General features: G+C 67.4%; 27 protein-coding genes. 14 read left to right on the top strand and 13 right to left on the bottom strand.

Annotated features, from left to right (window positions below; all coding sequences use genetic code 11):
• Positions 1–96: 96 nt before the first annotated feature.
• From NDI56_RS05710 to NDI56_RS05720, 3 genes are all read left to right on the top strand, one after another.
• A complete protein-coding gene (locus tag NDI56_RS05710) occupies positions 97–603 on the top strand; it encodes a hypothetical protein (protein WP_310918455.1) in 507 nt (168 codons plus the stop codon).
• Between the two features lie 70 nt (positions 604–673).
• Positions 674–1567: a bifunctional methylenetetrahydrofolate dehydrogenase/methenyltetrahydrofolate cyclohydrolase gene (locus NDI56_RS05715; RefSeq protein WP_310918456.1), complete on the top strand. Its 894-nt coding sequence runs from the start codon at positions 674–676 to the stop codon at positions 1565–1567.
• A gap of 65 nt (positions 1568–1632) precedes the next feature.
• A complete protein-coding gene (locus tag NDI56_RS05720) occupies positions 1633–2010 on the top strand; it encodes a DUF5789 family protein (RefSeq protein WP_310918458.1) in 378 nt (125 codons plus the stop codon).
• On the opposite strand, the gene NDI56_RS05725 is transcribed toward NDI56_RS05720, so the two are convergent.
• From NDI56_RS05725 to surE, 4 genes are all read right to left on the bottom strand, one after another.
• Positions 2007–2726 carry a DUF7117 family protein gene (locus NDI56_RS05725; protein WP_310918460.1) on the bottom strand — a complete coding sequence of 240 codons (720 nt, stop codon included), beginning with the start codon at positions 2724–2726 and terminating at the stop codon, positions 2007–2009. The genes NDI56_RS05720 and NDI56_RS05725 overlap by 4 nt on opposite strands.
• 22 nt (positions 2727–2748) lie before the next feature.
• Positions 2749–3456, bottom strand: a complete 708-nt coding sequence (locus NDI56_RS05730) for a carbonic anhydrase (protein ID WP_310918461.1) — start codon at positions 3454–3456, stop codon at positions 2749–2751.
• Between the two features lie 182 nt (positions 3457–3638).
• Positions 3639–4688: a lysylphosphatidylglycerol synthase transmembrane domain-containing protein gene (locus NDI56_RS05735; protein ID WP_310918462.1), complete on the bottom strand. Its 1050-nt coding sequence runs from the start codon at positions 4686–4688 to the stop codon at positions 3639–3641.
• Between the two features lie 27 nt (positions 4689–4715).
• Positions 4716–5507 carry a 5'/3'-nucleotidase SurE gene (gene surE / locus NDI56_RS05740; protein ID WP_310918463.1) on the bottom strand — a complete coding sequence of 264 codons (792 nt, stop codon included), beginning with the start codon at positions 5505–5507 and terminating at the stop codon, positions 4716–4718.
• A gap of 582 nt (positions 5508–6089) precedes the next feature.
• Here surE and NDI56_RS05745 point away from each other — a divergent pair.
• On the top strand, positions 6090–7250 hold the full coding sequence (locus NDI56_RS05745; RefSeq protein WP_310918464.1) for a hypothetical protein: 1161 nt from the start codon (positions 6090–6092) through the stop codon (positions 7248–7250).
• 78 nt (positions 7251–7328) lie between these two features.
• Here NDI56_RS05745 and NDI56_RS05750 read toward each other — a convergent pair whose 3' ends face one another.
• Positions 7329–8750: a small ribosomal subunit Rsm22 family protein gene (locus tag NDI56_RS05750; RefSeq protein ID WP_310918465.1), complete on the bottom strand. Its 1422-nt coding sequence runs from the start codon at positions 8748–8750 to the stop codon at positions 7329–7331.
• Positions 8747–9481: an NAD(P)-binding domain-containing protein gene (locus NDI56_RS05755; RefSeq protein ID WP_310918466.1), complete on the bottom strand. Its 735-nt coding sequence runs from the start codon at positions 9479–9481 to the stop codon at positions 8747–8749. The genes NDI56_RS05750 and NDI56_RS05755 overlap by 4 nt, the downstream gene beginning before the upstream one ends.
• 172 nt (positions 9482–9653) lie before the next feature.
• On the opposite strand from NDI56_RS05755, the gene NDI56_RS05760 reads away from it, so the two are divergent.
• Positions 9654–10427: a fumarylacetoacetate hydrolase family protein gene (locus tag NDI56_RS05760; protein ID WP_310918467.1), complete on the top strand. Its 774-nt coding sequence runs from the start codon at positions 9654–9656 to the stop codon at positions 10425–10427.
• A 160-nt stretch (positions 10428–10587) separates the two neighbouring features.
• A complete protein-coding gene (locus tag NDI56_RS05765) occupies positions 10588–12225 on the top strand; it encodes a GMC family oxidoreductase (RefSeq protein ID WP_310918468.1) in 1638 nt (545 codons plus the stop codon).
• A 6-nt stretch (positions 12226–12231) separates the two neighbouring features.
• On the opposite strand, the gene NDI56_RS05770 is transcribed toward NDI56_RS05765, so the two are convergent.
• Both NDI56_RS05770 and NDI56_RS05775 read right to left on the bottom strand, forming a co-directional pair.
• Positions 12232–12687, bottom strand: coding sequence for a transporter (locus NDI56_RS05770; protein WP_310918469.1), 456 nt, complete (start codon positions 12685–12687; stop codon positions 12232–12234).
• A gap of 76 nt (positions 12688–12763) precedes the next feature.
• The gene (locus NDI56_RS05775) at positions 12764–13459 is read right to left on the bottom strand and encodes a chemotaxis protein CheC (RefSeq protein ID WP_310918470.1); all 696 of its coding nucleotides are present in this window, start codon (positions 13457–13459) and stop codon (positions 12764–12766) included.
• A gap of 188 nt (positions 13460–13647) precedes the next feature.
• On the opposite strand from NDI56_RS05775, the gene hisC reads away from it, so the two are divergent.
• From hisC to NDI56_RS05795, 4 genes are all read left to right on the top strand, one after another.
• Positions 13648–14730 carry a histidinol-phosphate transaminase gene (gene hisC, locus NDI56_RS05780; protein ID WP_310918471.1) on the top strand — a complete coding sequence of 361 codons (1083 nt, stop codon included), beginning with the start codon at positions 13648–13650 and terminating at the stop codon, positions 14728–14730.
• Positions 14727–15233: an adenylate kinase family protein gene (locus NDI56_RS05785; RefSeq protein WP_310918472.1), complete on the top strand. Its 507-nt coding sequence runs from the start codon at positions 14727–14729 to the stop codon at positions 15231–15233. Before hisC ends, NDI56_RS05785 begins: the two co-directional genes overlap by 4 nt.
• On the top strand, positions 15230–15838 hold the full coding sequence (locus NDI56_RS05790; RefSeq protein ID WP_310918474.1) for a CDP-alcohol phosphatidyltransferase family protein: 609 nt from the start codon (positions 15230–15232) through the stop codon (positions 15836–15838). Before NDI56_RS05785 ends, NDI56_RS05790 begins: the two co-directional genes overlap by 4 nt.
• A 133-nt stretch (positions 15839–15971) precedes the next feature.
• Positions 15972–16517 carry a hypothetical protein gene (locus NDI56_RS05795; RefSeq protein ID WP_310918475.1) on the top strand — a complete coding sequence of 182 codons (546 nt, stop codon included), beginning with the start codon at positions 15972–15974 and terminating at the stop codon, positions 16515–16517.
• Between the two features lie 186 nt (positions 16518–16703).
• Here NDI56_RS05795 and NDI56_RS05800 read toward each other — a convergent pair whose 3' ends face one another.
• On the bottom strand, positions 16704–17564 hold the full coding sequence (locus NDI56_RS05800; protein ID WP_310918476.1) for a helix-turn-helix transcriptional regulator: 861 nt from the start codon (positions 17562–17564) through the stop codon (positions 16704–16706).
• Positions 17565–17714: 150 nt separating this feature from the next.
• Here NDI56_RS05800 and NDI56_RS05805 point away from each other — a divergent pair, with 150 nt between their 5' ends.
• Both NDI56_RS05805 and NDI56_RS05810 read left to right on the top strand, forming a co-directional pair.
• Positions 17715–19304 carry a GMC family oxidoreductase gene (locus NDI56_RS05805; protein ID WP_310918477.1) on the top strand — a complete coding sequence of 530 codons (1590 nt, stop codon included), beginning with the start codon at positions 17715–17717 and terminating at the stop codon, positions 19302–19304.
• Between the two features lie 213 nt (positions 19305–19517).
• Positions 19518–20042 carry a multiprotein bridging factor aMBF1 gene (locus tag NDI56_RS05810; protein ID WP_310918478.1) on the top strand — a complete coding sequence of 175 codons (525 nt, stop codon included), beginning with the start codon at positions 19518–19520 and terminating at the stop codon, positions 20040–20042.
• Here NDI56_RS05810 and NDI56_RS05815 read toward each other — a convergent pair.
• Positions 20039–20596 (bottom strand): response regulator transcription factor, encoded by a 558-nt coding sequence (locus NDI56_RS05815; protein ID WP_310918480.1) that lies wholly within the window; start codon positions 20594–20596, stop codon positions 20039–20041. The genes NDI56_RS05810 and NDI56_RS05815 overlap by 4 nt on opposite strands.
• Positions 20597–20708: 112 nt before the next feature.
• Here NDI56_RS05815 and tpiA point away from each other — a divergent pair, with 112 nt between their 5' ends.
• Complete coding sequence (gene tpiA / locus NDI56_RS05820) at positions 20709–21356, top strand: triose-phosphate isomerase (protein WP_310918482.1); 648 nt, start codon at positions 20709–20711, stop codon at positions 21354–21356.
• A gap of 73 nt (positions 21357–21429) precedes the next feature.
• On the opposite strand, the gene NDI56_RS05825 is transcribed toward tpiA, so the two are convergent.
• Positions 21430–23271 (bottom strand): helicase HerA domain-containing protein, encoded by a 1842-nt coding sequence (locus tag NDI56_RS05825; protein ID WP_310918483.1) that lies wholly within the window; start codon positions 23269–23271, stop codon positions 21430–21432.
• A 130-nt stretch (positions 23272–23401) separates the two neighbouring features.
• Between NDI56_RS05825 and NDI56_RS05830 the strand changes: the two genes are divergently transcribed.
• Positions 23402–23749 carry a hypothetical protein gene (locus NDI56_RS05830; RefSeq protein WP_310918484.1) on the top strand — a complete coding sequence of 116 codons (348 nt, stop codon included), beginning with the start codon at positions 23402–23404 and terminating at the stop codon, positions 23747–23749.
• Position 23750: 1 nt separating this feature from the next.
• Here the strand turns inward: NDI56_RS05830 and dinB are convergent, their stop codons facing one another.
• Positions 23751–25073 (bottom strand): DNA polymerase IV, encoded by a 1323-nt coding sequence (gene dinB, locus NDI56_RS05835; protein ID WP_310918485.1) that lies wholly within the window; start codon positions 25071–25073, stop codon positions 23751–23753.
• A gap of 171 nt (positions 25074–25244) precedes the next feature.
• Positions 25245–25556: a hypothetical protein gene (locus NDI56_RS05840; RefSeq protein ID WP_310918486.1), complete on the bottom strand. Its 312-nt coding sequence runs from the start codon at positions 25554–25556 to the stop codon at positions 25245–25247.
• Positions 25557–25572 lie beyond the last annotated feature (16 nt).

The raw sequence follows: 25572 nt of genomic DNA on the forward strand, positions 1-25572 counted from the left end.
TGCAGGTGTCAGTAGTTTAATCGATGCGGGTGAGAGCGCACTCCCGGCGGTCCGGTGGTGCCGACTGCTTTTGGGACTGGGCGGTAAAGGCCAGCTATGGATACGCCGACACGACGGGCCGTCCTCGCTGGCGGCGCCGCCCTCGCGTCGTCGTTCGCTGGGTGCAGCGGGCTCGGCGGAGGGAGCTCGGCTCCAACGGACGGGGCGCCGGTGCCGACCGAGGCCTCGGAGCTCGACCTCCGGGAGGCTAACGTCACCGCCGTCACAGTCGAGGACGCCGGCGAACGCGAGTATCGCTTCGACGTGACGCTGTACCACGACGACGACGGCGAGGACGGCTACGCGAACTGGTGGCAGGTCGAAACGCTCAGCGGGGAGCCACTGGGTCGACGGGACCTCAGCCACCCACACAGTACCGAGCCGGTCACCCGTTCGACGACGGCCGGTGTCCCCGGTGGCGTCTCGTGTGTCGTGGTCCGGGGCCACGACCAGACCCACGGCTACGGCGGGCAGGCGATGGCCGTCGCGCTCGGGGACGGAGCGACGGAGCCGCTACAGCAGGGCCCCGACCGGCGGGCGGTCGACGAGAGCGACTGTCCCTGACCGCGCCCCAGGCTGTCGAGTCCGCTGAAGTATAGTGACGTTTTTGCCCCGCGGGCGTCCCTATTGGAGTATGACAGAGATAATCGACGGCGACGCCGTCGCCCAGTCGGTTCGGGACGACCTCGCGACGGCTATCGACCAGCTGGCCGACGCGGGCGTCACGCCGACACTGGCGACCGTGCTGATGAGCGACGACCCCGCTAGCGAGACGTACGTCTCGATGAAACAGTCCGACTGCGAGGAGGTCGGCATCGAGGCGCTCGACATCGAAATCGACCCCGAGGCCGACGCGAGCGAGCTGTACGACGCCGTTTCCGACCTCAACGCCGACGACGAGGTCAACGGCATCCTCGTCCAGATGCCGGTCCCGGACCACGTCTCCGACCGGCAGGTACTGCGGGCCATCGACCCGCGGAAGGACGTCGACGGGTTCCACCCCGAGAACGTCGGCCGACTCGTCGCCGGCGACGCCCGCTACAAGCCCTGCACACCCCACGGCATCCAGAAGCTCGTCGAGTCCGCCGGCGTCGACACCGAGGGCAAAGACGCCGTCGTCGTCGGCCGCTCCGACATCGTCGGCAAGCCGATGGCGAACCTCCTCATCCAGAAGGCCCCGGGCGGCAACGCGACGACGACGGTGTGTCACTCCCGGACCGAGAACCTCGGCGAGAAGACCCGCGAGGCCGATATCCTCGTCGCCGCCGCCGGCGTGCCGGAGATGATAGACGGCGAGATGGTCGGCGAGGGCGCGACGGTCATCGACGTGGGCATCAACCGCGTGGACGCCGACACCGAGAAGGGCTACGAGCTGGTCGGCGACGTCGACTTCGAGAGCGCGAAAGAGAAAGCCGGCGCCATCACCCCCGTTCCCGGCGGCGTCGGGCCGATGACCCGCGCGATGTTGCTGTACAACACGGTCAAGGCCGCCGGACTCCAGCACGACGTGTCCGTCGACCTCCCCTGAGGTCGGGTTACACGGCTTGCAGTCGCAGGCCCTAGCGTCTGCAGGTCCGTCTCCGTAGCCCCGGTATGGACGACCCCGACCACGTCGAAGGCGTCGACTTCACGTCGATTAACCCGCTCCTCGACGACGTCTCCTACCCGATTACGACCGACGAACTCGTCGACGAGTACGGCGATCGGGAACTGGAGCGGACGAACGCGCCCCCGATTTCTGTCGAGGAGCTGTTCGGGTACATCGACGACACCTTCGAGTCGGACGAGGCCGTCCGACAGATGCTCCTCTCACAGATGCCCCGGGGGAGCGAAGGCAGAGCCAACTACTCCGACCGCGGCGGCTCCCATCCGGTCGAGACGGAGGCCGCCGAGGACGCCGCCGAGCAGACGGCCGCGGACCTCGAACAGGGGCCCGCGACGAACGACGACAGGCGAAACCCGGAGGGCTAGGTTCTGTCCCGCTCCAGCCCCGAGAGCCAGTTGTCGGCGGTGACCGCGGCGCTCTCGTCCCCGTCGATATACCGTCCGAGGTCGCGCGCGGCGTGCATGAGCCGGTTCGCGTCGGCGGGGTCGACGTCGCCGTCCAGCGCCTCGACCCGTTTGCGGTGGTCGCGGATACGACCCGAGAGCCGCCGCGCGTGCTCGTCGGGGTTGCTGTCGAGATAGGTCCGCACGTCGCGCTGGTAGCTGTCGACGGCGTCGGCCATCGCCAGCCCGAACGCCGCCCGCAGCTCGTCGGGCACGGACTCGTGGCCGGGTCGCTCACCGGCGTCAGCGCCCGCGAGCAGGTCGAGCAGATACAGTTCGGCCGCGTCGCCCGGCCGGGTCCGCCGGGCGAACGCGCCCGCGACGGCGGCCAGCTCGACGGCGGCGACGTACGTCTCGTCCAGCGGTTTGAGCCGGCCGCTGTCGATGAAGCCGCGCTTTCGCGCGTACTCCCGGCAGGTCCGGGCCACGTCTTCGGCCAGCTCGGCGGTCGTCGCCTCGTCGATGCGGTTTCTGAGCGGCGTCAGGTCGAGTTCGACCGGCGAGTCGGTGTGTTCGGTCCGGTCGTCGACGCCCACGCTGTGGACGCTCCCACACGACGGACAGGCGACGCTCCCGGTGTCGTAGTACGACCACCGGGTCCCACAGGATTTGCACTCTCGGTCCCCACGGATTTTCATAGTGGTTCTCGGCGCGCCGGCCTCAAGTTTGTTCCGCGGTCAGCGTCCGGCCGTACTCCCAGAGGCGGCCGATGCGGTCGGCGATCTCCGGATGGTCGCCCCGCAGCGTCGCCACGTCGGTCTCGCCGGCGACGTTGATGACGTGGACCTTTCCGCGCTGGTCGGAGTAGACGTCCTGGAAGTCGTACACCACGCCGAGCACGGTCACGTCGTCGGGCACGTCCTCGCTATCGACGAGCCGGCTCACCTGGTGGTCGACGTTGTACTCGACGAGGTGGTTGATGGCCGCCGCGTCCGAGAGGTCGTCGGGGAGGACGTCGAGCGCTTCCTTGAGGTGGGGTTTCAGCTGTTCCAGACAGTACTTGATGCCGCGGGGCTGGATGACGTCCTCGGTCAGGTACTGGAACGCGGTCGTGACGGCGCCACAGCCGGTGTGGCCCACGACGATGGCGACCTTGGTGTCGGTGTTCCACAGCGGGAACATCACGTCCCCGGAGACGAGATGGCCCATGCTGGTCGGCTGGGTGACGCGGTTGCCGATGTTGCTGCAGGTGAATATCTTCCCGGGTTCGTCGTTGCCCCACATGTCGTCTTGCAGGACCCGCGAGTCCGAACAGCAGATGGTGACAGCGTCCGGGAACTGGGTCTCCTGGAGGTCGTCAAACCGGGCGTTCTCCTTCTCGGCGTGCTCGACGTTCCGGTCGAGCAGCTCGACGACTGTGGAATCCATACCACTGTAGTGATTCGCCGTCGATTATATTCCTTCGCCTGTTCTCGGCCCGCGACCACTTGATACAAGCGCCGAGCCCCCTCGATTCAGCGGTCGCCGGCTCACACTGATGGCTGTAACAAACTGACGTACTTTCCCACCGCGAGGTGGCGAATATCTTTGCGAACGTACAGCCACCTGTATCAGTCCAGCGCGTGCCAGACGGTGGCCGAGAGATACAGCGAGGAGACCCCTCCGACGGCGACGACGAGCCAGTAGGTCACCAGCCGGAAGACGATGACGCCGGCGGCCACTACGGCCGGCGACGACGCGAGCACGACGGTGAGCGCCGCTGTCAGCCCGATTTCCGTGCTACCCAGCCCGCCGGGCGTCGGCAACAGCGTCACCACACCGGCGGCCGGGGTCAGAAACAGAGCGAACCCGAGCGGCATCGGCGCGCCGACGGCCAGCAGGCCGACGGAGAGCGCGAGCGAGAACGCGAGCCACCCGAGGACGGCGAGGGTCGTCGCGACGACCAGCCGCCGGGTCTCGCCGGTCGCCGTCCCGAACGCGTCGAGGAACGACCGCGTCCCGCTACCGACGCGTTCCGGCGCGAGCGAGCGGTGGACACGGACCGAGATACGACCGAGAGTGACCCTGAGCAGCCACGCGACGTGCTCGACGAACGTCGCAACCAGATGGATGCGGTACGCGAGGACGGCGCCCCCGACGACCAGGACGAGGACGGTCACTGTCAGGACCGCCAGCACGAGCGCGGTCGGGAGCCCCGAGTACGGGCTGAGCAGTATCGAGACCAGCCCGGCGACAGCGACGCCGACCGACCCGGCGAACACGAGCAGCTCGCTGGCGGTGACGGCGGCGAACACGTCCCGGAACCGACGGTCGAGGTCCTCGGCGATGACGTAGGACAGAATCGCCGACCCGCCGACGTTCCCCAGCGGCAACACCTGCTTGCCGAAGGTGCCCGAGAGGTAGCCAAGTTGGATGCGCCGCCGGGGGAGCGAGCCGTCGACGCCTTCCAGGATGGTCGCCGTCGTCAGGCTCCAGCACAGCTGTGCCGAAAGCGAGAGCCCGGCCGCGAGCGCCACGAGCCCGGGGTCGGCGTCGGCCAGCGCGCGGCCGATTGCGCGTACGTCCAGCGTCATCGCCAGCCCGCCAAGGAGCACGACGGCCAGACCGACGCCGAGGAGCAGTCGGCCGTACCCCCGTCGCTCTTTCGAGACCGTGGCCATTTTCTGTTCGTGGTCGACCGAGTCGTATCAATCCACTGGGTCGTAGCCGGCGGCGAGCGTATCGAGCGCCTCGTGGTGTTCGGTGGTGTGTGGCGCGGTCAGCGGCGAGACGCTGACGGCCCCGTCCACGACGGCGCGGCGGTCGGTCCCCTCGGGGTCGGGAATCGACCCCTCGGCCATCCGCTCCCAGATACGGTCGTGGAGGGTGACGGCGTCGCCGTTGCGTTCGGCCGTCATCTCGTACTCCTTGGAGGGCCGTGTCACCGCGAGCGGGGCCGGCCCCCAGTCGGCGACGGGAGCGTTGACGTTGAGGTAGTCACACTGGTCGAAGACGCCGGCCTCGACGGCGTGCTCGGCCAGGTACGTCGTCGCACGCACGGCCTCGTCGTAGCGGAGCTCCCCGTCGTCGATGTCGGTGAAGTCGGTGTTTTCCCGGACCGGGATGTACATCGACACGGCCATCGCCGGCACGTCGAAGAACGTGGCCTCGACGGCGGCGCTGACGGTGCCCGACCGGCCAAGCACGTACGCCCCGAGGTTCGCACCGCGGTTGCAGCCCGCCACTACGAGGTCCGTCTCCGGGACGAGCGCCTCCAGCCCCGCGACCACGCAGTCCGCCGGCGTCCCTTCGACCGCGTACCCCAGTTCGTGGCCCCACACGTCGACCTCGTGGGAGAGTTTGCGCCCGACGGCGCTCTGGTCGGTCGCGGGCGCGACCGTCACCACGTCGCCGACCTCGGAGAGCCCGTCGTACACCGCCCGGAGACCGGCGGCCTCGATACCGTCGTCGTTCGTCAACAGGATGGTCGGCTCGTCCATACGCCGTCTGTGGTCCTCCGGGAGAAAAAGCCACTGCCTAGCTGTAGTTCGAGCGGTCGTTGCGGGGGGAAGCTGAACCGAACGCACTGACGGAGTCGGATGAGCAGTCAGCCGCGTTATCACGTCAGACGGTGTTCGATGCGGGCGCCATCAGCCGAGATATCCGATGGAAATCGCGGGCGTTGCTACCGACGACCCCGGCCGGTCTATGCTGGACAGCCAGTGTCCGAGCGGGGCGACTCCGGACGAATTCTCAGCGGCGATACCGCTCTGGTCAGCGAACTGACGGCGTTCAAGGGGCCGCTGTACCACGGTAAGCACACGCGAAACGGTTGGCTAAACGCCGCTCACAGAACGACGGCTTCAGCGGAATAGGCGGCTCTACCCGGTGATTAACCGGTTATCAAAAACAGAAACCCGATAGCTATGCAACTGAAATCACACGACGATAGTAAGTATTAATAATTAAGTTTATCCTGTGTGCGGTCGCTGTGTTACCATTACGATGCGGTCTCGAAGGGCGGGTCCGGGGCGGGTCGGTGAACCGCGGCTGCGCGATGGTACGGCAGCAGCACTGAAACTATGGGTCACAAACACGACGAAGAGCAAACTACCGACGAATTATCTACGAACACGCGGCTCCCCCTCGACAGGCGCACCGCGCTGCGAGGCGCCGGGGCGGGGCTGGCTGCGCTGGGTCTGGGCAGCTTCACGGCAAACGTCGCGGCCGACCCGGGAAAGAACGAGAGCGGCGGCGGTAACAGGGACAAGACCAAAGACAGCGGCGGTGTGGGCACGAGCGCCGCGAACCAGTTCCGCTTCGCCGGTGAGAGCTGGCATATCATGTCCGCGTCGTCCGACACGGGCCAGAACACTTCGCCGGTCGAGACGCTGATGCGGGTCGACAGCGTGAAACAGTCCAACAGCTGGCAGGATTCGTTGGTCCTCCAGCCGAGTCTGGAGACCAGCCTCCTGACGGACGTGAGCGTGAGCGGTGGCTCCGGAAGCTCCATGGCCGTCGCCGGGATTCTCGGCTGGATAGAGATAAAGGACAGCGGGGCCGGCGAGGACGCCTGGCAGATGGTAACGGTCACCGACGACCTCGTCGCCCCGCCGACGGCGTCGAACATCACCGACGACGGCGGTCTCGACGCGAGCAGCCCCGAGCGTCTGCGCGAACTCGCGCAGGGAATCGTCGCGTTCAACACACGGAACCTCGAACTCGAGTGGGACCTCGATGCGCTCATCGAGGCGGCGCTGGACGAGGTCGAGACGGTGCTCTCCGCCATCGAAGCCGAGTATCCCGACTTCGCGGACTACCGGGCGAAGCTGAACGAGTTCGCCTCGTATACGGCCCACGAGGACTGGCTCGTAACGCTAGGAATCGACCGGACGACCGCCGAGAAGTACAGCGCCAGGGCCACGGAGGTCGTCGGTTCCTGGAGCGCGTACGTGGACTTCGTCCAGACTGTGGCGACCTCCTACGACGACGTGAAAGCGGCACTTCTCGAACTGGACATCTTCTCCGCGATCTACCTGCAGACCAAGAGCGCGAACTCGTTCAACTGGGTCAAGACCGGCACCGGTGGTACCCACGATGTTCGCCTGCGCGGGGCGCTCCACGTCTTCGTCGACCCCGACGACGACGCGGACGTGACGGCGAAGGCCATCGTCGGCAACCGCACCATGCTGGTCGAGCCGACGAAGATCAAGGCCCGGGTCAGCAACCGCGACGAGGTCTGACGGAAGCTTCGTCGGGTCGGCGAACACTTTTTTCGAGCGGCCGCTGCTTCGAGCGGCGCGGAGACAGCGACGAGATACCTAACGCGCCCGGTCCACCGTCGTCTCGCCGTCGACGACGAGGTTGTACGCCTCCTCGTCGTCGTTCCAGAGCGCCAGCGCGTTCTGAATCGAGAGGAGGTCCCCGTACTCCGCAGTCCCGAGGTCGTCGTTCAGCAGCGAGGGGTCGGTGACGACGGCGAAGTGGTCGGTCTTCTGGCTCCCGTCACCCAGCAGGAAGAGCGGGTTCGACCCCTCCTCGGAGAGGTCGTGGCTGAGCTTGATAGCCAGCAGGTTCACCCGGTCGGTGACGTAGTTCCCGGCGTCGGCCATCGGGGCGTGCGTGGAGCGGTCGGGCGTCATCTCGATAGCTCGCTCGCCGTCGGTCCGGAGGACGCTGTAGGCGTACTGCACGTCGACGTTGACGAACTCGCGGGTGCCGCCGGCGGGGTCGTCGAGCCGTTTCTGCATCGGCGGGATTTCGAGGTCCGGTTTCTTGTCGAAGGACCACGACTCGCTCTCGGGCGACTGGTGTGGCCACAGCCGGACGGTGGGCGCGTACACGGTCGCAGGGCCGTCGTCGGCGACGGCGCGCTCGATTTCGCGCAGCCCGGTGGCGGTGTTCCTATCGGCCGGCTCCAGGGCGACGACGCTGCCGTCCTCGGCCAGCCCGTCGAGGTAGCGGGTGAGGACCGCCGCCGGGTCGTCGAGTTCGTTGAGGACGTTGCTGAAGAGGACGAGGTCGAACGGCCCGCCCTTCTCGACCTCGCTCGCGAGGTCGAACACCTCCGCAGTCTCGCGGTGGACGGTGACCTCGCGGCTCCCCTCGGCGGACCCGAGCAGCGTTTCGAGCACGTCCGCCGCGGCGCTGGGTTCGACGGCGTGGTAGTCGAGGAGGGCGTCGCCCTCGGCGGCGAGGTCGGCAAGTGCCAGCGCCGGGCCGCCGACGCCTGCGCCCACGTCGAGCACCCGGAGTTTCGAGGGGAGCAGTCCGTCGGCGGCGAGCTCGCTCAGTACGTAGGTCGCGACGGCGTAGTAATCGGGCAGGTGGTAGACGGCGTAGCCGTGGGCCGACAGCTCGTCGTAGTCGACCCGCTCGCGGTGGAGATACCGCTCTTTGATGTCTCTGACTCGCTCGCGGAGCCGGTCGCCGCTATCGCCGCGGGCCCAGTCGTCGCCGTAGGCCGCCGCGAGCAGCTCCTCGACGCGGCGCTCGTACTCGCGCGGGAAGCGCTGGACGCCGTGGACCGACACGGACAGCGGCTCCTCGGGCGCGGGGACGAAGGTGCCGTCCTCCCGCTCGACGAGCGCGAGGTCGACGGCCTCTTCGCGGAGCACCTGCCGGACGACGGCGGGGTGGGGCTGGCCCTCGACGTACTCGTATATCTCGTCGGGGTCGAGCGGGCGGACCGAGCGGAGGTACTGGGCGTTCTCGCGTATCTGCTGTCGTGTTTCGGGGTTCATGAGAGCTCGTCGTACAGCTCGATAAAGCGGTCGTGGTCGGCAGCGGCCAGTTCGTCGGCGGCGTCGGCGAGGGCTCGGGCCCCGTCGAAGGTCCGCTGGATGTCGGCGTAGACGTTCGCCTCGCCGCCCAGCACCTGGTCGACGAGGGCGTCGAGGCCGGCAGAGACCGGCGTGTGGAACCGCCGGGGCACGTCGTCGGCGGCCATCGCGTAGGCGAGCACCGCCGCGTGGGCAGCGGCCTGTACCGACTCCATCGCGCCGTCGTGTTCCTCGGCCGTGGTCTCGAAGGGGTCGTTGCCGGCGGCGGCGAGCGCGTCGAGCACCGCCGCGACGGTGTCGCCGCCCGCTGCGGTGACGACGGCGATACTGCCCGGCGCGTTCGCGGGGGCGAAGAGCGGGTGGAGACTCGCACGCTGGCGGTCGGGCGCCGCGTCGGCCATCGCCGCGAGCGGGCCGGCCATCTCCCCGGTCACGTCGACGACGGCCTCGGTGGCGAGCGGGGCGTACTCCTCGATTGCCACGGCGGCGACGGGCATCGGCACGGCGAGACAGACCACGTCGAAGCGCTCCTCGGTGTCGGTCGGGACGGCCCGGCCGCCGACCGAACCGGCCGTTCGCTGGGCGGTATCGCTGTCGATGTCGGTGACGGCGACGGAGGCGTCGGCGTGCTCGGCCAGCGTCCGGGCGAACCACTCCCCCATCGACCCGGCACCGACGACGAGGACGTTCATGCGACGAGCGTAGCCCGCGCCCTCTCAAAAGGCGTTCGGTCGGCTCAAACCTGCGTGTGCTCCCTGCTGTTGAACAGTCGCCGATTTGCGCCTAGTCTGTTGTCGAATCGCTTGCGGGCTGGTAGCTGGCCGCTCCTAAACGCTTATCCGTCGCCGCCGAGTCGCCAGAAACATGAAGCGCGTCCGATTCCGCGACTCCGCCGGGAACGTCCGTGGCGGCCGCTGGGCCATCGAAGACGGCGAACCCGTGGTCACCGCGGCCGCCGGCCCCTACGGCCGTATCGCCTTCGGGGACGAGAGCTACGACCCCGCGGAGGTGGATATCCTGCCGCCCTGTGAACCCACGAAGATCGTCTGTCTGGGGCGCAACTACGCCGACCACGCGGAGGAGATGGGGTCGGAGCTACCCGACCGGCCGATGCTGTTTCTCAAGGGGCCAAACGCCGTCGCCTCTCACGGCAACACGCTCACGCTGCCCGCCGGGAAAGAGCGCATCGACTACGAGGCCGAACTCGGCGTGGTCATCGGCGAGCAGTGCAGGAACGTCAGCGAGTCGGGCGCGATGGACGTGGTCGCGGGCTACACCTGCCTCAACGACATCTCGAACCGCGACGACCAGAACAGGGAGCAAAACTGGGTCCGCGGGAAGGCCTTCGACAACGCCTGTCCCATCGGCCCGCTGGTCGCGACGCCCGAGCACGTTCCCGAGGACGCCACTATCGAGTGCCGCGTCAACGGGGAGACGAAGCAGTCCTCCTCGCGGGACAACCTCGTCTTCTCCGTCGAGGAACTCGTCGCCGAAATCACGGACTACATGACGCTCGAACCCGGTGACGTCATCGCGACCGGCACCCCGGCCGGCGTCGGTCCGCTCGAAGACGGCGACAACGTGGAAGTCGAGATCGAGGGCGTCGGGACGCTCGAACACTCGGTCAAGATTCCCTGAGTCGGCCCGAACTACGGCTATCGTAGCCATCGAAATCAACGCACACCCGACCGCACGACGACAGTGTGGCCGGTGTGTAAACCGTCACTATGGTTCCGTCGCTGACACGGTTATCGCCGATGGCAACGCCTAAGTTTAGGTTAGCCTAATCCGGAGGCAGATGCAGCGAGAGCCACGGTCCCGGGCCGACGTCTGTGTCGTCGGGGCCGGCCCGGCGGGCGCACTCGTCGCCAGTCGCCTCGCGAGCGATGGGAACGACGTGGTCGTACTGGAGGCCGGGCGACGGTTCGCATTCGAGGAACGTCAGGGCCAGATGGAACAGGCCATTCGGCCGGGTGACCGCGGCTCCGTCTGGGAGATGGGCGGCGAGCGAGACGCCTACTCGAACACCGGCGAGCGGACGTACCCGCTGAACGTCTCCCGCGTGAAAGGCGTCGGCGGGTCGACGCTCCACTGGCAGGGGATGGTGATGCGGCTCCACCCCGCGGATTTCGACGCCGGCCACGACAACGCGGACCCGGCCTGGCCCATCAGCTACGACGACCTGCGGCCCTACTACGCCGACGCCGAGGCGGCCCTGGGCGTCGCCGGCGATTCGGACAACCCGTTTGCACCGCCGCGCGACGAGCCGACCTATCCGATGCCCGGCTTCAAACCCTCCTACAGCGACTCCCTGTTCGCCGAGGCCTGCGAGTCGCTCGGAATCACGACGCACTCGGTACCCAACGCCCGCAACTCCGAGTCCTACGACGGCCGCGGGCAGTGCGTGGGGTACGGCACCTGCCAGCCGGTCTGTCCCTCCGGCGCGAAGTACGACGCCGGCGTCCACGTCGAGGACGCCGAGGAGGCGGGTGCGACAGTCATCGACCGGGTGCCGGTCCAGCGGCTCGAAACCGACGGCGACGGCCGGATTAGCGCGGCCGTCTACGCGACCCCCGACGGGACCGAACACCGCCAGGAGGCCCGCGAGTTCGTGCTCGCGGCGGGCGGTGTCGAGATTCCACGGCTCCTCTTGCTGTCGGCGAACGACGACCACCCCGACGGGCTGGCGAACTCCTCGGGGGCCGTGGGCCGGTACTTCATGGACCACCTCTTTGCCGGTTCGGGCGGGACGCTGGACGAGCGCACCCGGCAGAACCACGTCGGATTCATCACCAGCGAGTGCCACCAGTTCTACGACGACCCCGGCAGCGGAGTGCAACACGTCGACACCGGGGAGACGTTGGTCGCCGAGAGCGACGCCCCGTACTCGCCAATCAAGCTGGAGTTCCTGAACTACGCCGGCCCGTCGCCCGTCGAAATCGCGCTGAACGGCGAGGACTGGGGCGACTCCATGCTGTCACACATCAGGGACGCCTACGGCAACAACATCGCCATGGGCGGGCTGGTCGGGCAGCCACCGCGGCGGGAGAACCGCGTGACCCTGAACACCTCGCGGACCGACGACCACGGCAACCCGGTCCCCGACATCCAGTGGTCGTGGGGCGACCGGGTCCGCCGGTCCGTCTCGCGGGCCAACGCCATCCAGCACGCCGTCCTCTCGGAGCTCGGCGTCGACATCGGCTGGACGGCCAACGTCGACGGCGGCTCCGGCCCGGCCTACCACCACATGGGAACCACGCGGATGGGGACCGACCCCGAAGAGAGCGTGGTGAACCCCCAGTTACAGAGTCACGACCTCTCGAACCTCTCTATCGCCTCCTCCTCGGTGTTCGTCACCGCGGGGTCGATGAACCCGACACTCACCATCGCGGCGCTGGCGCTGAAATGCGCCGACCACGTCGGCGAGCGGCTCTGACGCCGTTCAGTAGTACAGCCCGAGGATGGCGCCGGCGTCGACGAGCAGGAGGACGGCGACCAGCGAGGCCCCGAGCAGGAACGGGCGGGCGTCGGCCGCCGGCTGGCGGACCTTCTGCTGTTCGGTGCCGTCGACGAGCTTCGCGGCGCCCACCTCGACGAGGGCAGCGAGGGTGAACCAGAGCGCGACCATCGTCAGGACGAGGTGGCCACGGCCCGTCGCGAAGAGGCTCTCGGCAGTGTAGATGGTCGCGGCGAGGTGCCCACCGGTCAGCAGGAGGAGGAGCGCGCTGGCACGGGAGACGGTCCGGAGCTTGCCGGTCATCGCTTCGAGGGCGCCGGCCCGCAGGTCGCCGTTCAGTGCCGCCGGGAGGACGGCGTAGCTCGTAAAGAGGACGGTACCGGACCACAGCCCCGCGAAGACGAGGTGTGTGGCGTAGATCGTGGCGTCGACCAGAGACATACTGGGCCGTCGGTCCCCGTTGCCTTGAACGTCATGTAATCGCTCGCCGTCGGAGGCATCGTCGGACGCCCGCGGCCTACCGGCCCGCGCTGTCCTCGAAGGCCGACACGTCGGCGGACATATCCAGCTCCTCTACCTCCGTGTCGGCGACGTTCGTGGGTTCGCCGGTCTCGACGTCGCGGTCCAGCTGGTCGATGAGGTGGACGAACGACCCCGGGTCCGGAATCAGGAAGATGCGAAGCGAAAAGGCCACGTCCGTCTCCTTGATGTCGACCAGTGAATCCAGCACGATGGTCAGTGAGTCACGGCGGACGTGTGACAGGGCCGCGTCGGCGACGGCCGACGTGTCGGCCACTTCCACGGTCGGCGTCCCCATGTCTATCGTCGTCTCCAGCGTGTCGGCGATGCCGTCGATGAACCCGGACGTGAGGATGTTACACATCTCCTGGAGCGCCGACTGCTGCATCTGCGTGAACTCGCCCTCGACGGGTGTCCCGGTCATCAGCCGGGCGATTTCGGCCGCGGTCTCCGTCGAGAAGGTCATCAGGAAGACGCCGTAAGGCGGCTCTGTCAATCGAATCCGGGCGCTGTGTATCTGCCCGGTCCCCATCTCGGTCGGGATGTCGCCCGGCTGGACGAACGAGAGGCTCTTTATCTCCACGCAGGCCTCGACGCCCGCCAGCGAGGCCAGTGACCCCGCCACCTCCTCGGCCCCGTCCTGGATGAGTTCGGTGATGAGCGAGAGCTTCCTGACGTCGATGAGCAGTGGCATTCTCTACCCGATACTCTCACCGCCCTATCTTACACTTTCGGCCAGTGCTATCGTTCCTGATAACGGCCGCCGCGACACAGGGGCCGTATTCGGCGACGACGGACTGGTCCAGACGGCGCCGAGGGACGGTTCAACTGGGGGCTCTGTATGTGAGCACGCTTAAGCCGCCCGGCCCGCTTGCCCCGTGTATGAACCCACGGGACCTCTCCGCGCACACCGCGTATCGGGCGGGCCGCGGTATCGAGGAAGTCGCCCGAGAGCTCGGGCTGGACCCCGACGCGATGGTGAAGCTATCGTCGAACGAGAACATGTTCGGTCCCAGCCCGAGAGCCGTCGAGGCCATCCGGGAGTCGGCCGAGCGGATGCACCACTACCCCAAGTCCTCGCACGCCGACCTCGTCGAGCGCCTCGCCGACATGTGGGACGCCGAGACCGAGCAGGTGTGGCTCGGCAACGGCGGCGACGGGGCGCTCGACTGTATCGCCCGCGCGATGCTCGACCCCGGCGACGAAGTGCTCGTCCCCGACCCCGGTTTCGCCTACTACCAGATGAGCGCCCGCTACCACCACGGCGAGGTCTCCGAGTACACGCTCTCGAAGGCCGACGACTTCGAACAGACCGCCGACGCGGTGCTGAAAGACTACGACGGCGAGCGCATCGTCTATCTCACCAGTCCGCACAACCCCACCGGCAAGGAGTTCGCGCGGGACGCGGTGCGGGAAATCGCCGAGCGAACGGACGCGGAGACGCTCGTCCTCGTCGACGAGGCCTACGGCGAGTTCACCGACAGCCCGAGCGCCCGCCCGCTGCTCGACGAGCGCGACGACGTGGCGCTGCTCAGAACGTTCTCGAAAGCCTACGGCCTCGCGGGCGTCCGCCTCGGCTACGCGCTCGTCCCCGAGGCGTGGGCCGACGCCTACGCCCGAATCAACACCCCGTTCTCGGCGAGCGAACTGGCCTGCCGGGCGGGGCTCGCCGCGCTGTCCGACGAGGAACACGTCGACCGAAGCGTCGAGACGGCCGCGTGGGCCCGCGAGTACATCTACCGGGAACTCGACGCCCCCACGTGGGAGAGTGCGGGTAACTTCGTCCTCGCGGCGGTCGGCGACGCCGCGGCGGTCGCCGACGCCGCTCAGGCCGAGGGCGTCATCGTCCGCGACTGCTCCTCCTTTGGCCTACCCGAGTGCATCCGCATCACCTGCGGAACGGAGGCCGATACGAAACAGGCCGTCTCGGTTCTCAACGACGCTATCGCGGAGGTCGGGCAGTGAGAGTCGCCGTCACGGGGACCCCGGGGACGGGCAAGACCACGGCGACCGACCTGCTGGAGACGGACCTCGACGTGATTCACCTCAACGACGTCATCAAGTCCGAGGGGCTCTCGACGGGGACCGACGAGGAACGCGGCAGCCTCGTCGCCGACATGGACGCCCTCGCCGAGTGGCTCGACGGCCACGAGGACGCGATTGTGGAATCGCATCTCGCGCACAACTTCGAGGCCGACCGCGTGGTCGTCCTGCGAGCACACCCCGACACCGTCGTTTCCCGCCTCCGTGAGCGCGGGGACTCTGACTCGAAGGGCTACGAAAATGCTGAGTCTGAGGCGCTGGACGTGATCCTCTCGGAGGCCGTCCACCACCACGGCACCGAGAACGTCTACGAGATAGACACGACCGACCGCGACCCCGACGAGGTGGCCGCCGCCATCCGCGCCGTCGTCGACGGGGAGCGCGAACCGAGCGCCGGCACCGTCAGCTACGTCGACTGGCTATGACTCTCGATAGATTCCGCTGGGTGGCCGACCGCGCGCTCGACCCGTTCGTCGGGCTGGCCCGGACGGTCGGCCTCTCGCCCGACGGCGTCAGCGTCATCGCCTTCCTGCTGGCCGCGGCGGCCGGTGGGGTCTACGCCGTCGCGACCGGCCAGCCGCTGCTGTATCTCGCCGGCGCAGTGCTCGTCTTCCTGAACGGCTGGCTCGACCTCGTCGACGGCGCGCTGGCCCGCGAACTGAACGTCGCGTCCTCGGCCGGCGACCTGCTCGACCACGTCCTCGACAGATACGCCGACATCATCATCATCGTCGGGCTGGCAGCGGGCGTCGGCCGGTGGGCGCTCGGCATCGCCGCCGTCACCGGGGTCCTGATGACCTCGTATCTCGGCACGCAGGCTCAGGCCGTCGGACTGGACCGCGTCTACGGCGGCGCGCTCGGCCGCGCCGACCGACTGGCGCTGGTGGGCGTCGTCACCGGCGTCGCGGCGTTCGTCCAGCCGACCCTCTACGGACTGACGCTGGTCGGCTTGCTGCTCGTCGTCTTCGCCGTCGTCGGCCACGTCACCGCGCTCCAGCGGTTCTACCACGCGATGCGGGCGCTGGATTGAACTGGGCTGTTCGTGAGGACACGTCACCGACCGACACAAGACATTTATTTTAGCTGCGATACCGACGCTCATGAAGCCGTTTCCGGCTGGGCGTGTCTCTTTCCGACTGGCTCTTGTAGCGGTCGTCTTCCCAGTGGCGGGCGCTGTCGCTATCGTCGCTGTCGTCGAGAACGTCATCGACTGGGGTTTCGCCGTCAGTCTCGTGTTCACCGGCGGGATGGCACTGGCGTTTGCGCTCGGCGCCGCACGGAACCACCGCCAGCAGTTGGCCGTCATCGGCGCCCTGCTGGTACTCGTGGTGCTGTTCGTGGTTGCGGGAGTCGAGGAGGCGACTACCAGTCAGTTGGGGGAAGGAATCCCGATGCTGCTCGCCATCGGGTTCGTTCCACTGGCGATGCTGTCCGCGATTCCGCTGTATCGGGCCGGTGAGTTGTACCGGGGAGCGCCCGCCGACGGCAGCCACAGGCTCCTCCTGACAGCCGCGGCTATCCCCTGGATTGGCGGTGCCTTCGGGTACTTCTTCCTCCAGCAGTTCCTGAGAGCGACCCAGTCGCTGTACGGCCCGAAAGAGCTGTTGATAAAGTCCCTGTTCGATATCTGGCCCCCCGTCGTCGTCATGCTCGTTGGCGCGGGGTTCGTCTACGGTGTCCACCGCGCGACGCGGCCCGACCCGAGGTAGCAGTCTCGCTGTCGCATAGCTGAGTCGCTCTGGTTGGGAGAGGGGGACGGCCGGACCGCGGCTTCGCCGACCGACCTTCAGCAAATACGAATCGATGGGAAATATCCGCCGGGTCGAGCTGTGAACGGCCTTGTTTCGCCCGTGGTTCCTCGTTCGCGTTGCTCACTGCAGGAACCGCGTCGAGCGTCACTCCAGCAGTTCTGGGAACTGCCGTTCGACGTACGGGCCGAGAGGGTCCGAGTCCGCCCAGAGCGCCTCGAAGAGGTCGCGTCCCCACCGGACCGCTGACTCGGTCTCGGAGACGAACAGCGCGGTCGTGCCAGCGACCGAACCGCGTTCGAACGGGTGAGTTCTCCCAGTCCCGTCGTGTCGGTCCGTCCCACCCCCGCTCACTGTGGGCAGCTCGAACTTCAGTTTCTCGTCGGTGACGACCGACGCGAACTGGCAGTCGGTCAGTCGGAGGGCAGCCGGCTCCATGTTGTTCAGCTCTTCGCGGCGGCCGTCCCGGTACCGCCGTAAGCTGACGTCGAGTGCCTCCCGGGTCACCAGCAAGCGCGTCTCCGGGTGTCTCGGGATTGCCTCCTGGTGACGCCGCGAATAATACGGCGTCGTAACCTCACAGTGGTCGGCCGATTCGAGCATGCCGACGGCGACATCCTCACACCTGTTGGGTTCCTGAGGGACGTCGCGGACGACCTCGTACTCCCCGACCTCCGGCAGTCGGCGCCGGAACGCAGGCGGGATAACGTCGATCTGGTGGTTCTTCCAGAACGCCGGGTCCGTCGCGCGAAACTCCTCCGAAGAGAGCCACTCGGAGACGCTGTCGGCGACGAGATGTCCGTGCGCAGTGAGTTCCCATCCCCCGTCGTCTTCGGTGAGCAGACCGCGGCTCCTGAGCGTCGAGAGCGCGTCGTAGACCGCGGAGTCGCTCGCGTCGATCCCGGCCAGCAGGGCGTCGGTCGGCGTCGTGCGCTCGGACACCCGAAGCACGATTTCCGTCCGCACCGAAGACGTGAGGACGAACTCGTTTTGCGACTGGGACGGCATTCGTTTCTATCGCCGTTGTCTTCACACTTAAATTATCAGATTACACACCCGACGGACCAGACACCCATCGGCTCACCGCTCACCCACCAGTTCATCGTTCTTTTCGGAGATACTTCGGGATTTAAGGGACCAGTCGAGGCATGAGGTACCATGTCGAACCGGGGAGACGGAACCTACGACTACGTTATCGTCGGTGCGGGGTCGGCGGGCTGTGTGCTAGCGAATCGACTCTCGGCCGACGGCGAGAGAGTACTGTTACTGGAGGCGGGGACACCGGACGAGAAGCGGGAGATTGGAATCCCGGCGGCGTTCATGGAGCTGTTCAACTCCGACGTGGACTGGGAGTACGACACCGAGCCCCAGACGGAACTGAACGAGCGGGAACTCTACTGGCCCCGCGGGAAGACCTACGGGGGGTCGAGTTCGATAAACGCGATGATCTACGCCCGCGGTCAGCCTGCGGACTACGATCACTGGGCCGAACTCGGGAACGACGGCTGGGCCTACGAGGACGTGTTGGACTACTTCAAACGGGCCGAACACAACGAACGCGGCCCCTCGGAGTATCACGGGACCCACGGCCCGCGGAACGTGGCCGACCAGCAGTCGCCAAACGAACTCAGCGAGGCGTTCGTCGAGGCGGGACAGGCAGTCGGACTGTCACACAACGAGGATTTCAACGCGGGCGACCAGTCGGGCGTGGGACTCTACCAGGTGACCCAGAAAGATGGCGAGCGCCACAGCGCCGCCGACGGCTACCTGAAGCCGGTGCTGGACCGCTCGAATCTGACCGCCGTGACCGGAGCGCAGGTGACGCGTGTCCGGTTCGACGGCCGGGAGGCAGTCAGCGTGGAGTACGTTCGCGACGGGAGCGGGCCGCCCGAAACGGTCGACGCGACCGAGGAGGTGATTCTCTCGGCGGGCGCTATCAACTCACCGCAACTGCTCATGCTGTCGGGTGTCGGGCCAGCGGCGCATCTCGCTGACCACGACGTGTCGGTCGTCCACGACCTCCCAGGTGTCGGCCGGAACCTCCAGGACCATCTCAACGTCAAAGTCAACTGCGCCTGCGAGAAATCTGTCACGCTCGACGAGGCGGACTCGCTGTGGAACCTCCTCAAGTATCTGGTGTTGAAAGGGGGGCCGCTCACCTCGAACCTCGCAGAGGCCGGCGGCTTCGCGTCGGTCTCCGGGGAGGGTGAGCGCCCCGATATCCAGCTTCACTTCGGTCCGTCGTACTCCGTCGACCACGGGTTCGACAACCCCGACGGCCACGGCTTCTGGCTCGGTGCGCTCCGACTGCGCCCGGACAGCCGCGGTCGGATTTCGCTCCGGTCGACAGACCCGTTCGACGACCCGGTCATCGACCCACAGTACCTGAGCGAGGGGGATGACCTGGAGATACTGCTCGAAGGGGTCAAGCTGGTCCGTGAGATTCTGCAGGCCGAACCGTTCGACGAGTACCGTGACAGAGAGGTGTTACCGGGGCCAGACGTGCAGTCCGACGAGGAACTCATCGAGCATATCCGTGAGCGGGCGGCGTCACTCTACCACCCCGTCGGCACCTGCAAGATGGGTGACGGCGAGATGGCGGTGGTCGACGACCGCCTCGCTGTCCACGGGCTCGATGACCTGCGCGTCGTCGACGCCTCGGTCATGCCGACGATTACCAGCGGGAACACGGACGCCCCGACGACCATGATCGCCGAGAAGGCCGCCGACGATATTCTGAACGCATAGATGCCCGCGATTCGCTCGCTCGATTGCGCCCGTCACTCGACTGTCGACGTCGGCCGCTGAAACACGACGACTTACGCGAGCAGCGGGTCGCTGGGTCCGATACTATCGGAGCATCCGGCGGTCATCCGTCCGAAGCTGGCAATCGCTACTGGCGGCTGACAGAAATCCCGGGCCAGCGCACCATTTATACGGGACCCTCTCCAACTCCGCCGTATGGTTCAGTGCGAGATGTGCGGCAAGGAGGTCTCCTCTCCGAGCCGCGTCAAAATCGAGGGGGCCGAACTCGACGTCTGTGACGAGTGTACCGACTTCGGTACCGAGCTCAAGACGAACGACTCCTCGTCGACCTCGACGAAGTACTCCACTTCGTCGAGCGGGTCGAGCTCCTCGTCGTCGTCCAGCTCGTCCTCGTCGAGTTCGTCCGGTGGCGGCCGTCGCCGCGACATGTTCGACGAGATGGACGAGATCGCACAGGACTTCGACGACCAGATCCGGTCGGCCCGGGAGTCCAAGGGGCTGAGCCAGGCGGAACTGGCCCAGCAGCTAAACGAGAAAGCGAGCCTCATCCGGAAGCTCGAACAGGGGAACTCGCTGCCCAGCGACGACGTGCGAAAGAAGCTCGAAGGGGCGCTCGACCTCGACCTGAGCGCCGGCGGGAGCTCCGACGACACGGAGTGGTCCAGCGGGGAGAGCGAGGGGAGTTACACGCTGGGAGACGTCGTCCAGCGGAAAGACTAGAGTCGCAGGTCCTCTTTCTCGACGTCGAGGTCGGCCGCCAGCTCGTCGACGCGTTCGGATATCTCGGCGATTTCGGACTGGAGCTGTCGGTAGCGCGCGCTCCCCTCCAGTTCGGTCCGGCTCTTCTCGACCTGCAGGACGTTTCGCTTTAGCTTGCGTGTCGTCAGCGCCTGCAGCTGCTCGTTGTAGGCCGCAATTTTCTGGAGGCGCTCGACGACCTCGGTGAGCTCCTCGCGGGTCACCGGCTTGACGAGGTAGTCGTCGACCCCCATCTCGATGATGTCGAAGTCGGGGTTGACGGCCGTCACCATCGCCACGCGACACTGGAGCCCGAGCTCCTCGATCTCGGCGAGCACCTCGTTGCCCGAGACGATGGGCATCCGGCGGTCCAGCAGGACGACATCGATATCCTCCGAGAGGCGTTCGAGCCCCTCTTCCCCGCTGTAGGCCGTCGCCACGTCGTAGCTGTCGGCGAGATAGTCGGTGTAGAGGTCCGCCAGGTGCTGTTCGTCCTCGACGATGAGTACGGTCGGGGTCGCGTCGCCTGTGCGCACGGGTTGTCTTCCGGAACGTACAGCGTCCAGCGTCTTAATGCTCACTGGTACGAGCGGGCCATGCGAGGCCGAACACGCAATCTATTTCCCGGCGGCGTTCGCGCTTTCACCCATGTTCGTCCTTGTCAATCTCAAGGCGTATCCGTGTGACCCGATCGAGGTAGCCACCGCCGCGGCCGACGTCGCCGACGACTCCGGCGTCCGCGTCGCCGTCGCGCCCCAGGCCGCCCACATCGACGCCGTCTCCGAGACGGGCGTCGAGACCTGGGCCCAGCACGTCAGCCCGAACCCACACGGCAGCTACACCGGCTCCACGCTCGCCGAAGCGGCCGCCGACGCCGGCGCCGAGGGAACGCTCCTGAACCACTCCGAGAACCGGCTCAAGCTCGCCGACATCGACGGCTCGCTGGAGGCCGCCGAGCGCGCGGACCTCGAGACCATCGTCTGTGCGAACAACCCCGCTCAGATCGGCGCCGCAGCGGCGCTGGGTCCTGACGCCGTCGCCGTCGAGCCGCCGGAGCTCATCGGTACCGGGACGCCGGTCAGCAAGGCCGACCCCGACATCGTCACGGGCGCCGTGGACGCCGCGGCCCGCGTCGACGGCGACGTCGACGTGCTCTGTGGCGCCGGCATCTCGACCGGCGAGGACCTCGTCTCGGCCAGCGACCTCGGGGCGACCGGCGTCCTGCTGGCGAGCGGCGTCGCGAAGGCCGACGACCCGCGCGCGGCCCTCGAAGACCTCGTCGAACCGCTGAACTGACCCCCGTCTTTCTTTCAGACGCCACCGTGCAGAGAGCTGCGTATACGCCGTCGGAACGCCAGCGACAGACGCCTCAGTCGGCCCGCCGGAGGACGGCCCGCTCTATCTGTGTGGCGTACCGCCGGGCCGTCTCGTCGTCGAGGGTCTCGTCGCTCTCCTCGTGAACGAGTTCCGCCAGTCGGTAGTCGTACTTCCCGCGGCCGACGTGTTCGACCGCGCCGCGGAGCCGCAGGGTCCGGTTGCGGGCGTAGGCCGCGGTCCGGTCGCCGGAGCCGCCGGCGGAGAAGTGGGCGTTCAGCGGCGTTCCCGGTCCGTGGTCCCTGTAGTAGGTGAGCATCCGCCGGGTCTTGTCCTCCAGGTCGGCGATGTCGGCCTCGATATCCCGGACGGCTTCGGGGCGGTACGCCGTCGCCTCGCCGTCCTCCGTCTCGGCTCCCCCCTCCCCGGCTTCCTCCTCTTCGGCCACCGCGGCGAGGGCCGCTTCGAGGGCCGCGTCGGAGCTCCCCTGAACGGGCTGGGAGTCGTCGTCGGAGGTGGACTCGTTCGCGACGGCACCGTCGGCCGTCGCGCCGTCACCGTTCTTCGAGGCACCGTCGGCCGTCGCGCCCGTCGCGCTCGCTCCGTTTGCGGCCTCGCTACCCCCGTTCATCGCGACGCCGTCGTCGGCAAAGGCGCTGAAGGCGTCGCCGAAGCCGCCGCCGGAGGTGGTGTCCGGTGCCGGGTCGTCGTCTGCGCTGTCCGGTGCCGGGTCCTCCGCTGCGCTGTCCGCGGCCGTCGTGTCCGCGTCTGCCGGCTGTACCTGTCCGGCTCGACGGCGCTCGCGCTTCCGGCGCATCTCGTCTTTGGCCGTCCGGCCCGGGTTGGTCCCCTCGACGTGGCCCACGAGGGCGTCGGTGAACTGCTCGGCCATCCGCTGGAGGTCGCGGGCGTCCTGCAGTTCGGTCTCCAGCTCCGCGATGCGGGAGTTCTTCTTGTCGAGTTCCTCGCGGAGCTCCTTGATACGGCTCTCCGTGGCCTGTTTCTCCTCGCTTATCGTTTCGAGCTCGGAGACGAGGTCCTCGCTGACCGATTTCAGCTCGGGCCGCTCGAAGTCGTCGAGCCCGGGCGTCGCGCCGGCGTCGAAGGTCTGCTTGCGGTGGAACTGCACCCGGCGGACCTGCTCGGCCCAGTCGGTCATCATGAACGCCTCGCCGTCGTTCAGGTCCTCGACGGCGTCGGCGTACTGGCTGTCGAGGATACGCCCGACCACCTTCGTGTCGTTGTTCCAGGTCAGCCGGTGCCAGACGAGCCAGTCACACTGGGTGATGTAGTCTTTCTTCACGTCGGCCGGGCGCTGGCTGATGCCGACGATGCCCAGCCCGTGTTTCCGGCCCCGCTTCCCGATCTTGATGAGCATCTTTCCGACCTCGCCCATCCCGCCCTTCTCCGGGATCCACTCGTGGCACTCCTCTACGAGGAGCAAAAACGGCTGTTTCTGCTTTTTGGCCTTGGCGAACAGCTGCTTTGCGACCTCCGTCAGCAGCGTCTCGGCCTCCGCCTCGTCGAGAAACGACGAGACGTCGAGGATGATAGGGACGTTCTGTTCGAGCGCCAGCGAGGCGATTTTGCCCGCGTGTTCGTGCGTGACCTGGATGTCACACTCCTCGTCGCCGCCGACGTGGAGTATCTCGTACTCCTCTTTGAGGCCGTAGTACTCGCCGTCGATGTCGACGATGAGCAGGCCAAAGCCGTTGTCGAGCAGCTTCTCGGCGACGACGCTCGCGGTGTTGGACTTGCCCGACCCGGACTTGCCCGTGATGAACCCGCGGCCGGTGAGCAGTTCCACCACCGGGATGTCGACGGACTGGCCCGGCTCTTCCATCCCGCCGGGGCCCGAACTCGTGTCGGCCACGGTGATGTGTTCAGTCTCTGCCATACGTGCTTGTCCACAGAGAGCGCCCCAGGCCCCATAACTCTCCGTCAGACGAGCGTCAGCAGGCCGACGGGTCCGTGAGCAAGGGCTATGGTCGTGGCGACTCTCCTTCGGAGCGCTGGGGCTGGGACCTATGGCACGCTACGACACCTTCGTCGAGGGAGACACTGTCTACGTCGGCAGTACGGACGGTCCGCTGCCCGTCGGGCCGCTCGACGATATCGTCACGGCCGTCGGCGGGCCGGCGTGGACGATATCGTACGCCGAGCGCCAGAAGGAACGCTACCCCAATATGGACACATCCGACGAGGGACTGGTCGTCGACGTGGTGGACATGCTCTCGGCGATGACCCACAGCGAGCAGTTCGTCGAGACGCTCGCGGCCCACCCGACGACGGTGCCCGCGGAGGACACGATTTCACCGAGAACGGGGCTGTTCGTCGGAAAGCTCCTGGAGAATCTGGAGAACGGCGTCGCCTGAGCTACCCGAAGTCACCGAGGGAGGCCTGTCCGTCGGTCTCACTGTGTTCCGGCCGGCCGCCGTCGTCCGACGACGGTGTCCCGTCCTCGTCGAAGGCAGTCAGGCTCGTCTGGCCCGCCTGTTCGGGCTCGCCGGACTCAGTCGTCACCGCGTCCGACCCGTCGCTTTCGGTCGTCCCGGCGGCCTCGAAACCGCCCAGACTGGCCTGTTCGCCGGCCGAGAAGTCCAGATTCGAGACGCGGACGCCCAGTTTCCTGACCGCGCTGTCCTCGAACTCCCCGAGCAGGTCGAGCGCGATCGACTCCACGAGGTCGGCGTCCGCCACCGGGCCGGGGAGCGACCGGGCGCGCGTGTTGATATCGAACGGCGGTTCAACGACCTTGATACCGATAGTCTGGTAGCGCGCCTCCTTGCGGTGGGCGCGGTCAGCGACGGCCCGGGCCAGCGTGGTGACCTTCCGGCGTTTCTCCTCGCCGTCCTCGACGGCGTCGGTGAAGGCGGACTCCCGCGAGAGGCTCTTCGGGTCACCTCTCGGGGTCACGGTCCGCGTGTCCTCGCCGCGGGCGTAGCGCCAGATTTCGCGGCCCCGTTCGCCAAAGCGGCCTTCGAGGGTCTCCGGGTCGGCGTCGGCGAGGTCGCCGGCGCTCTCGATGCCGAGCTCGGCCAGTTCGCGCGCGGTCACCGGGCCGACGCCGTGGACGTCCTCGACGGGGAGGTCCGCGAAGAACTGCCGGACTTCCCCTGGTCTGACGACGACTTGGCCGTCCGGTTTCTCCCGGTCGCTGGCCACCTTCGCCGCGCTCATCGTCGGGGCGACGCCGACGCTGGCGACGACGCCGACTTCGGACTCGATGCTGTCCCGGAGTTCGCTCGCCCAGCGCTCGACGCCGTCCCAGCCGACGGTGTCGGTGATATCCAGATAGGCCTCGTCGATGCTCACCTCCCGGACGGTCTCGCTCTGCTCGTGGAGGAGCGCCCTGACTTCCTCGGCGACCGATTCGTAGTAGTCCATATCGACCGGCCGGTAGATGCCGGTCTCGGGGTGGTCGGAACCGGGCGTTTCGGCGTCGGCCCGTCTGGGCAGCCGTTCCAGCGCCTCGGAGATGGCCATCGCCGACTCCACGCCGTGCTCGCGGGCCTCGTAGCTCGCCGTCGCGACCGCGCCGTGGGTCTCCCCGCCCTCGTAGCCCATGCCGACGACGAGGGGCTCACCGACCAGTTCTGGCTCCCGGCGGCGTTCACACGCGGCGTAGAAACAGTCCATATCCACGTGGGCGACTACCTGTTCGGGGCGGGCGGTTCCGGGCAGTCGCGCGGCGTCCATAGCGGTGTGATACACGCGGTGGGTGAAAACCTCTCCGTCCGGCAGTGGCTACGCGATGATAGGAACGGGGAACTGGGGGTGCACTATACCACAACCAGGTCCCCACGACGGAACTTACGTGGTCGTGTAATGAACTTTCTGTTCGAGTCAGGGACTGCCGTCACCGACTGGTCAGGAGTCCCCGTCCACGTGGTCGCGCTCCCGCAGGACGACCGGGCGGTCGTTCTCGACAGGTCCCTCGTCGGGCCGGTACAGCGCCACCAGATCCTTCTCGGTGAACTCCTCGCGGAACTGCTCCCACGAGAGCTCCTTGAGGTCCTCCTCGCGGCCGCGGAAGCCGACCCGGAGCAGCCCGCTGTCGCCCTCGCCCTCCGACGCCCGGACGTGTGCGGGATAGCCGTCGCGCTCCTCGATGATAGTCCGCGCGAGCGTCGGTTCCTCCGCGTGGGCTATCTCCGGGTCGTCGTTCTGGTCGGGGGTCATAACACGTCACATATTG

Source organism: Halomicroarcula saliterrae (assembly GCF_031624395.1).
Lineage (GTDB): Archaea > Halobacteriota > Halobacteria > Halobacteriales > Haloarculaceae > Haloarcula > Haloarcula saliterrae.

Bases quoted from the DNA above. Each gene is read 5' to 3' on its own strand.
- NDI56_RS05800 (WP_310918476.1), bottom strand. From the start codon at position 17,564: ATGCCGTCCCAGTCGCAAAACGAGTTCGTCCTCACGTCTTCGGTGCGG.
- surE (WP_310918463.1), bottom strand. From the start codon at position 5,507: ATGGACGAGCCGACCATCCTGTTGACGAACGACGACGGTATCGAGGCC.
- NDI56_RS05775 (WP_310918470.1), bottom strand. From the start codon at position 13,459: ATGCCACTGCTCATCGACGTCAGGAAGCTCTCGCTCATCACCGAACTC.
- NDI56_RS05825 (WP_310918483.1), bottom strand. From the start codon at position 23,271: ATGGCAGAGACTGAACACATCACCGTGGCCGACACGAGTTCGGGCCCC.
- NDI56_RS05770 (WP_310918469.1), bottom strand. From the start codon at position 12,687: ATGTCTCTGGTCGACGCCACGATCTACGCCACACACCTCGTCTTCGCG.
- dinB (WP_310918485.1), bottom strand. From the start codon at position 25,073: ATGGACGCCGCGCGACTGCCCGGAACCGCCCGCCCCGAACAGGTAGTC.
- NDI56_RS05725 (WP_310918460.1), bottom strand. From the start codon at position 2,726: ATGAAAATCCGTGGGGACCGAGAGTGCAAATCCTGTGGGACCCGGTGG.
- NDI56_RS05760 (WP_310918467.1), top strand. From the start codon at position 9,654: ATGAAGCGCGTCCGATTCCGCGACTCCGCCGGGAACGTCCGTGGCGGC.
- NDI56_RS05840 (WP_310918486.1), bottom strand. From the start codon at position 25,556: ATGACCCCCGACCAGAACGACGACCCGGAGATAGCCCACGCGGAGGAA.
- NDI56_RS05720 (WP_310918458.1), top strand. From the start codon at position 1,633: ATGGACGACCCCGACCACGTCGAAGGCGTCGACTTCACGTCGATTAAC.
- NDI56_RS05750 (WP_310918465.1), bottom strand. From the start codon at position 8,750: ATGAACCCCGAAACACGACAGCAGATACGCGAGAACGCCCAGTACCTC.
- NDI56_RS05830 (WP_310918484.1), top strand. From the start codon at position 23,402: ATGGCACGCTACGACACCTTCGTCGAGGGAGACACTGTCTACGTCGGC.
- NDI56_RS05805 (WP_310918477.1), top strand. From the start codon at position 17,715: ATGTCGAACCGGGGAGACGGAACCTACGACTACGTTATCGTCGGTGCG.
- NDI56_RS05730 (WP_310918461.1), bottom strand. From the start codon at position 3,456: ATGGATTCCACAGTCGTCGAGCTGCTCGACCGGAACGTCGAGCACGCC.
- NDI56_RS05790 (WP_310918474.1), top strand. From the start codon at position 15,230: ATGACTCTCGATAGATTCCGCTGGGTGGCCGACCGCGCGCTCGACCCG.
- NDI56_RS05715 (WP_310918456.1), top strand. From the start codon at position 674: ATGACAGAGATAATCGACGGCGACGCCGTCGCCCAGTCGGTTCGGGAC.
- tpiA (WP_310918482.1), top strand. From the start codon at position 20,709: ATGTTCGTCCTTGTCAATCTCAAGGCGTATCCGTGTGACCCGATCGAG.
- NDI56_RS05710 (WP_310918455.1), top strand. From the start codon at position 97: ATGGATACGCCGACACGACGGGCCGTCCTCGCTGGCGGCGCCGCCCTC.
- NDI56_RS05735 (WP_310918462.1), bottom strand. From the start codon at position 4,688: ATGGCCACGGTCTCGAAAGAGCGACGGGGGTACGGCCGACTGCTCCTC.
- NDI56_RS05765 (WP_310918468.1), top strand. From the start codon at position 10,588: ATGCAGCGAGAGCCACGGTCCCGGGCCGACGTCTGTGTCGTCGGGGCC.
- hisC (WP_310918471.1), top strand. From the start codon at position 13,648: ATGAACCCACGGGACCTCTCCGCGCACACCGCGTATCGGGCGGGCCGC.
- NDI56_RS05755 (WP_310918466.1), bottom strand. From the start codon at position 9,481: ATGAACGTCCTCGTCGTCGGTGCCGGGTCGATGGGGGAGTGGTTCGCC.
- NDI56_RS05810 (WP_310918478.1), top strand. From the start codon at position 19,518: ATGGTTCAGTGCGAGATGTGCGGCAAGGAGGTCTCCTCTCCGAGCCGC.
- NDI56_RS05745 (WP_310918464.1), top strand. From the start codon at position 6,090: ATGGGTCACAAACACGACGAAGAGCAAACTACCGACGAATTATCTACG.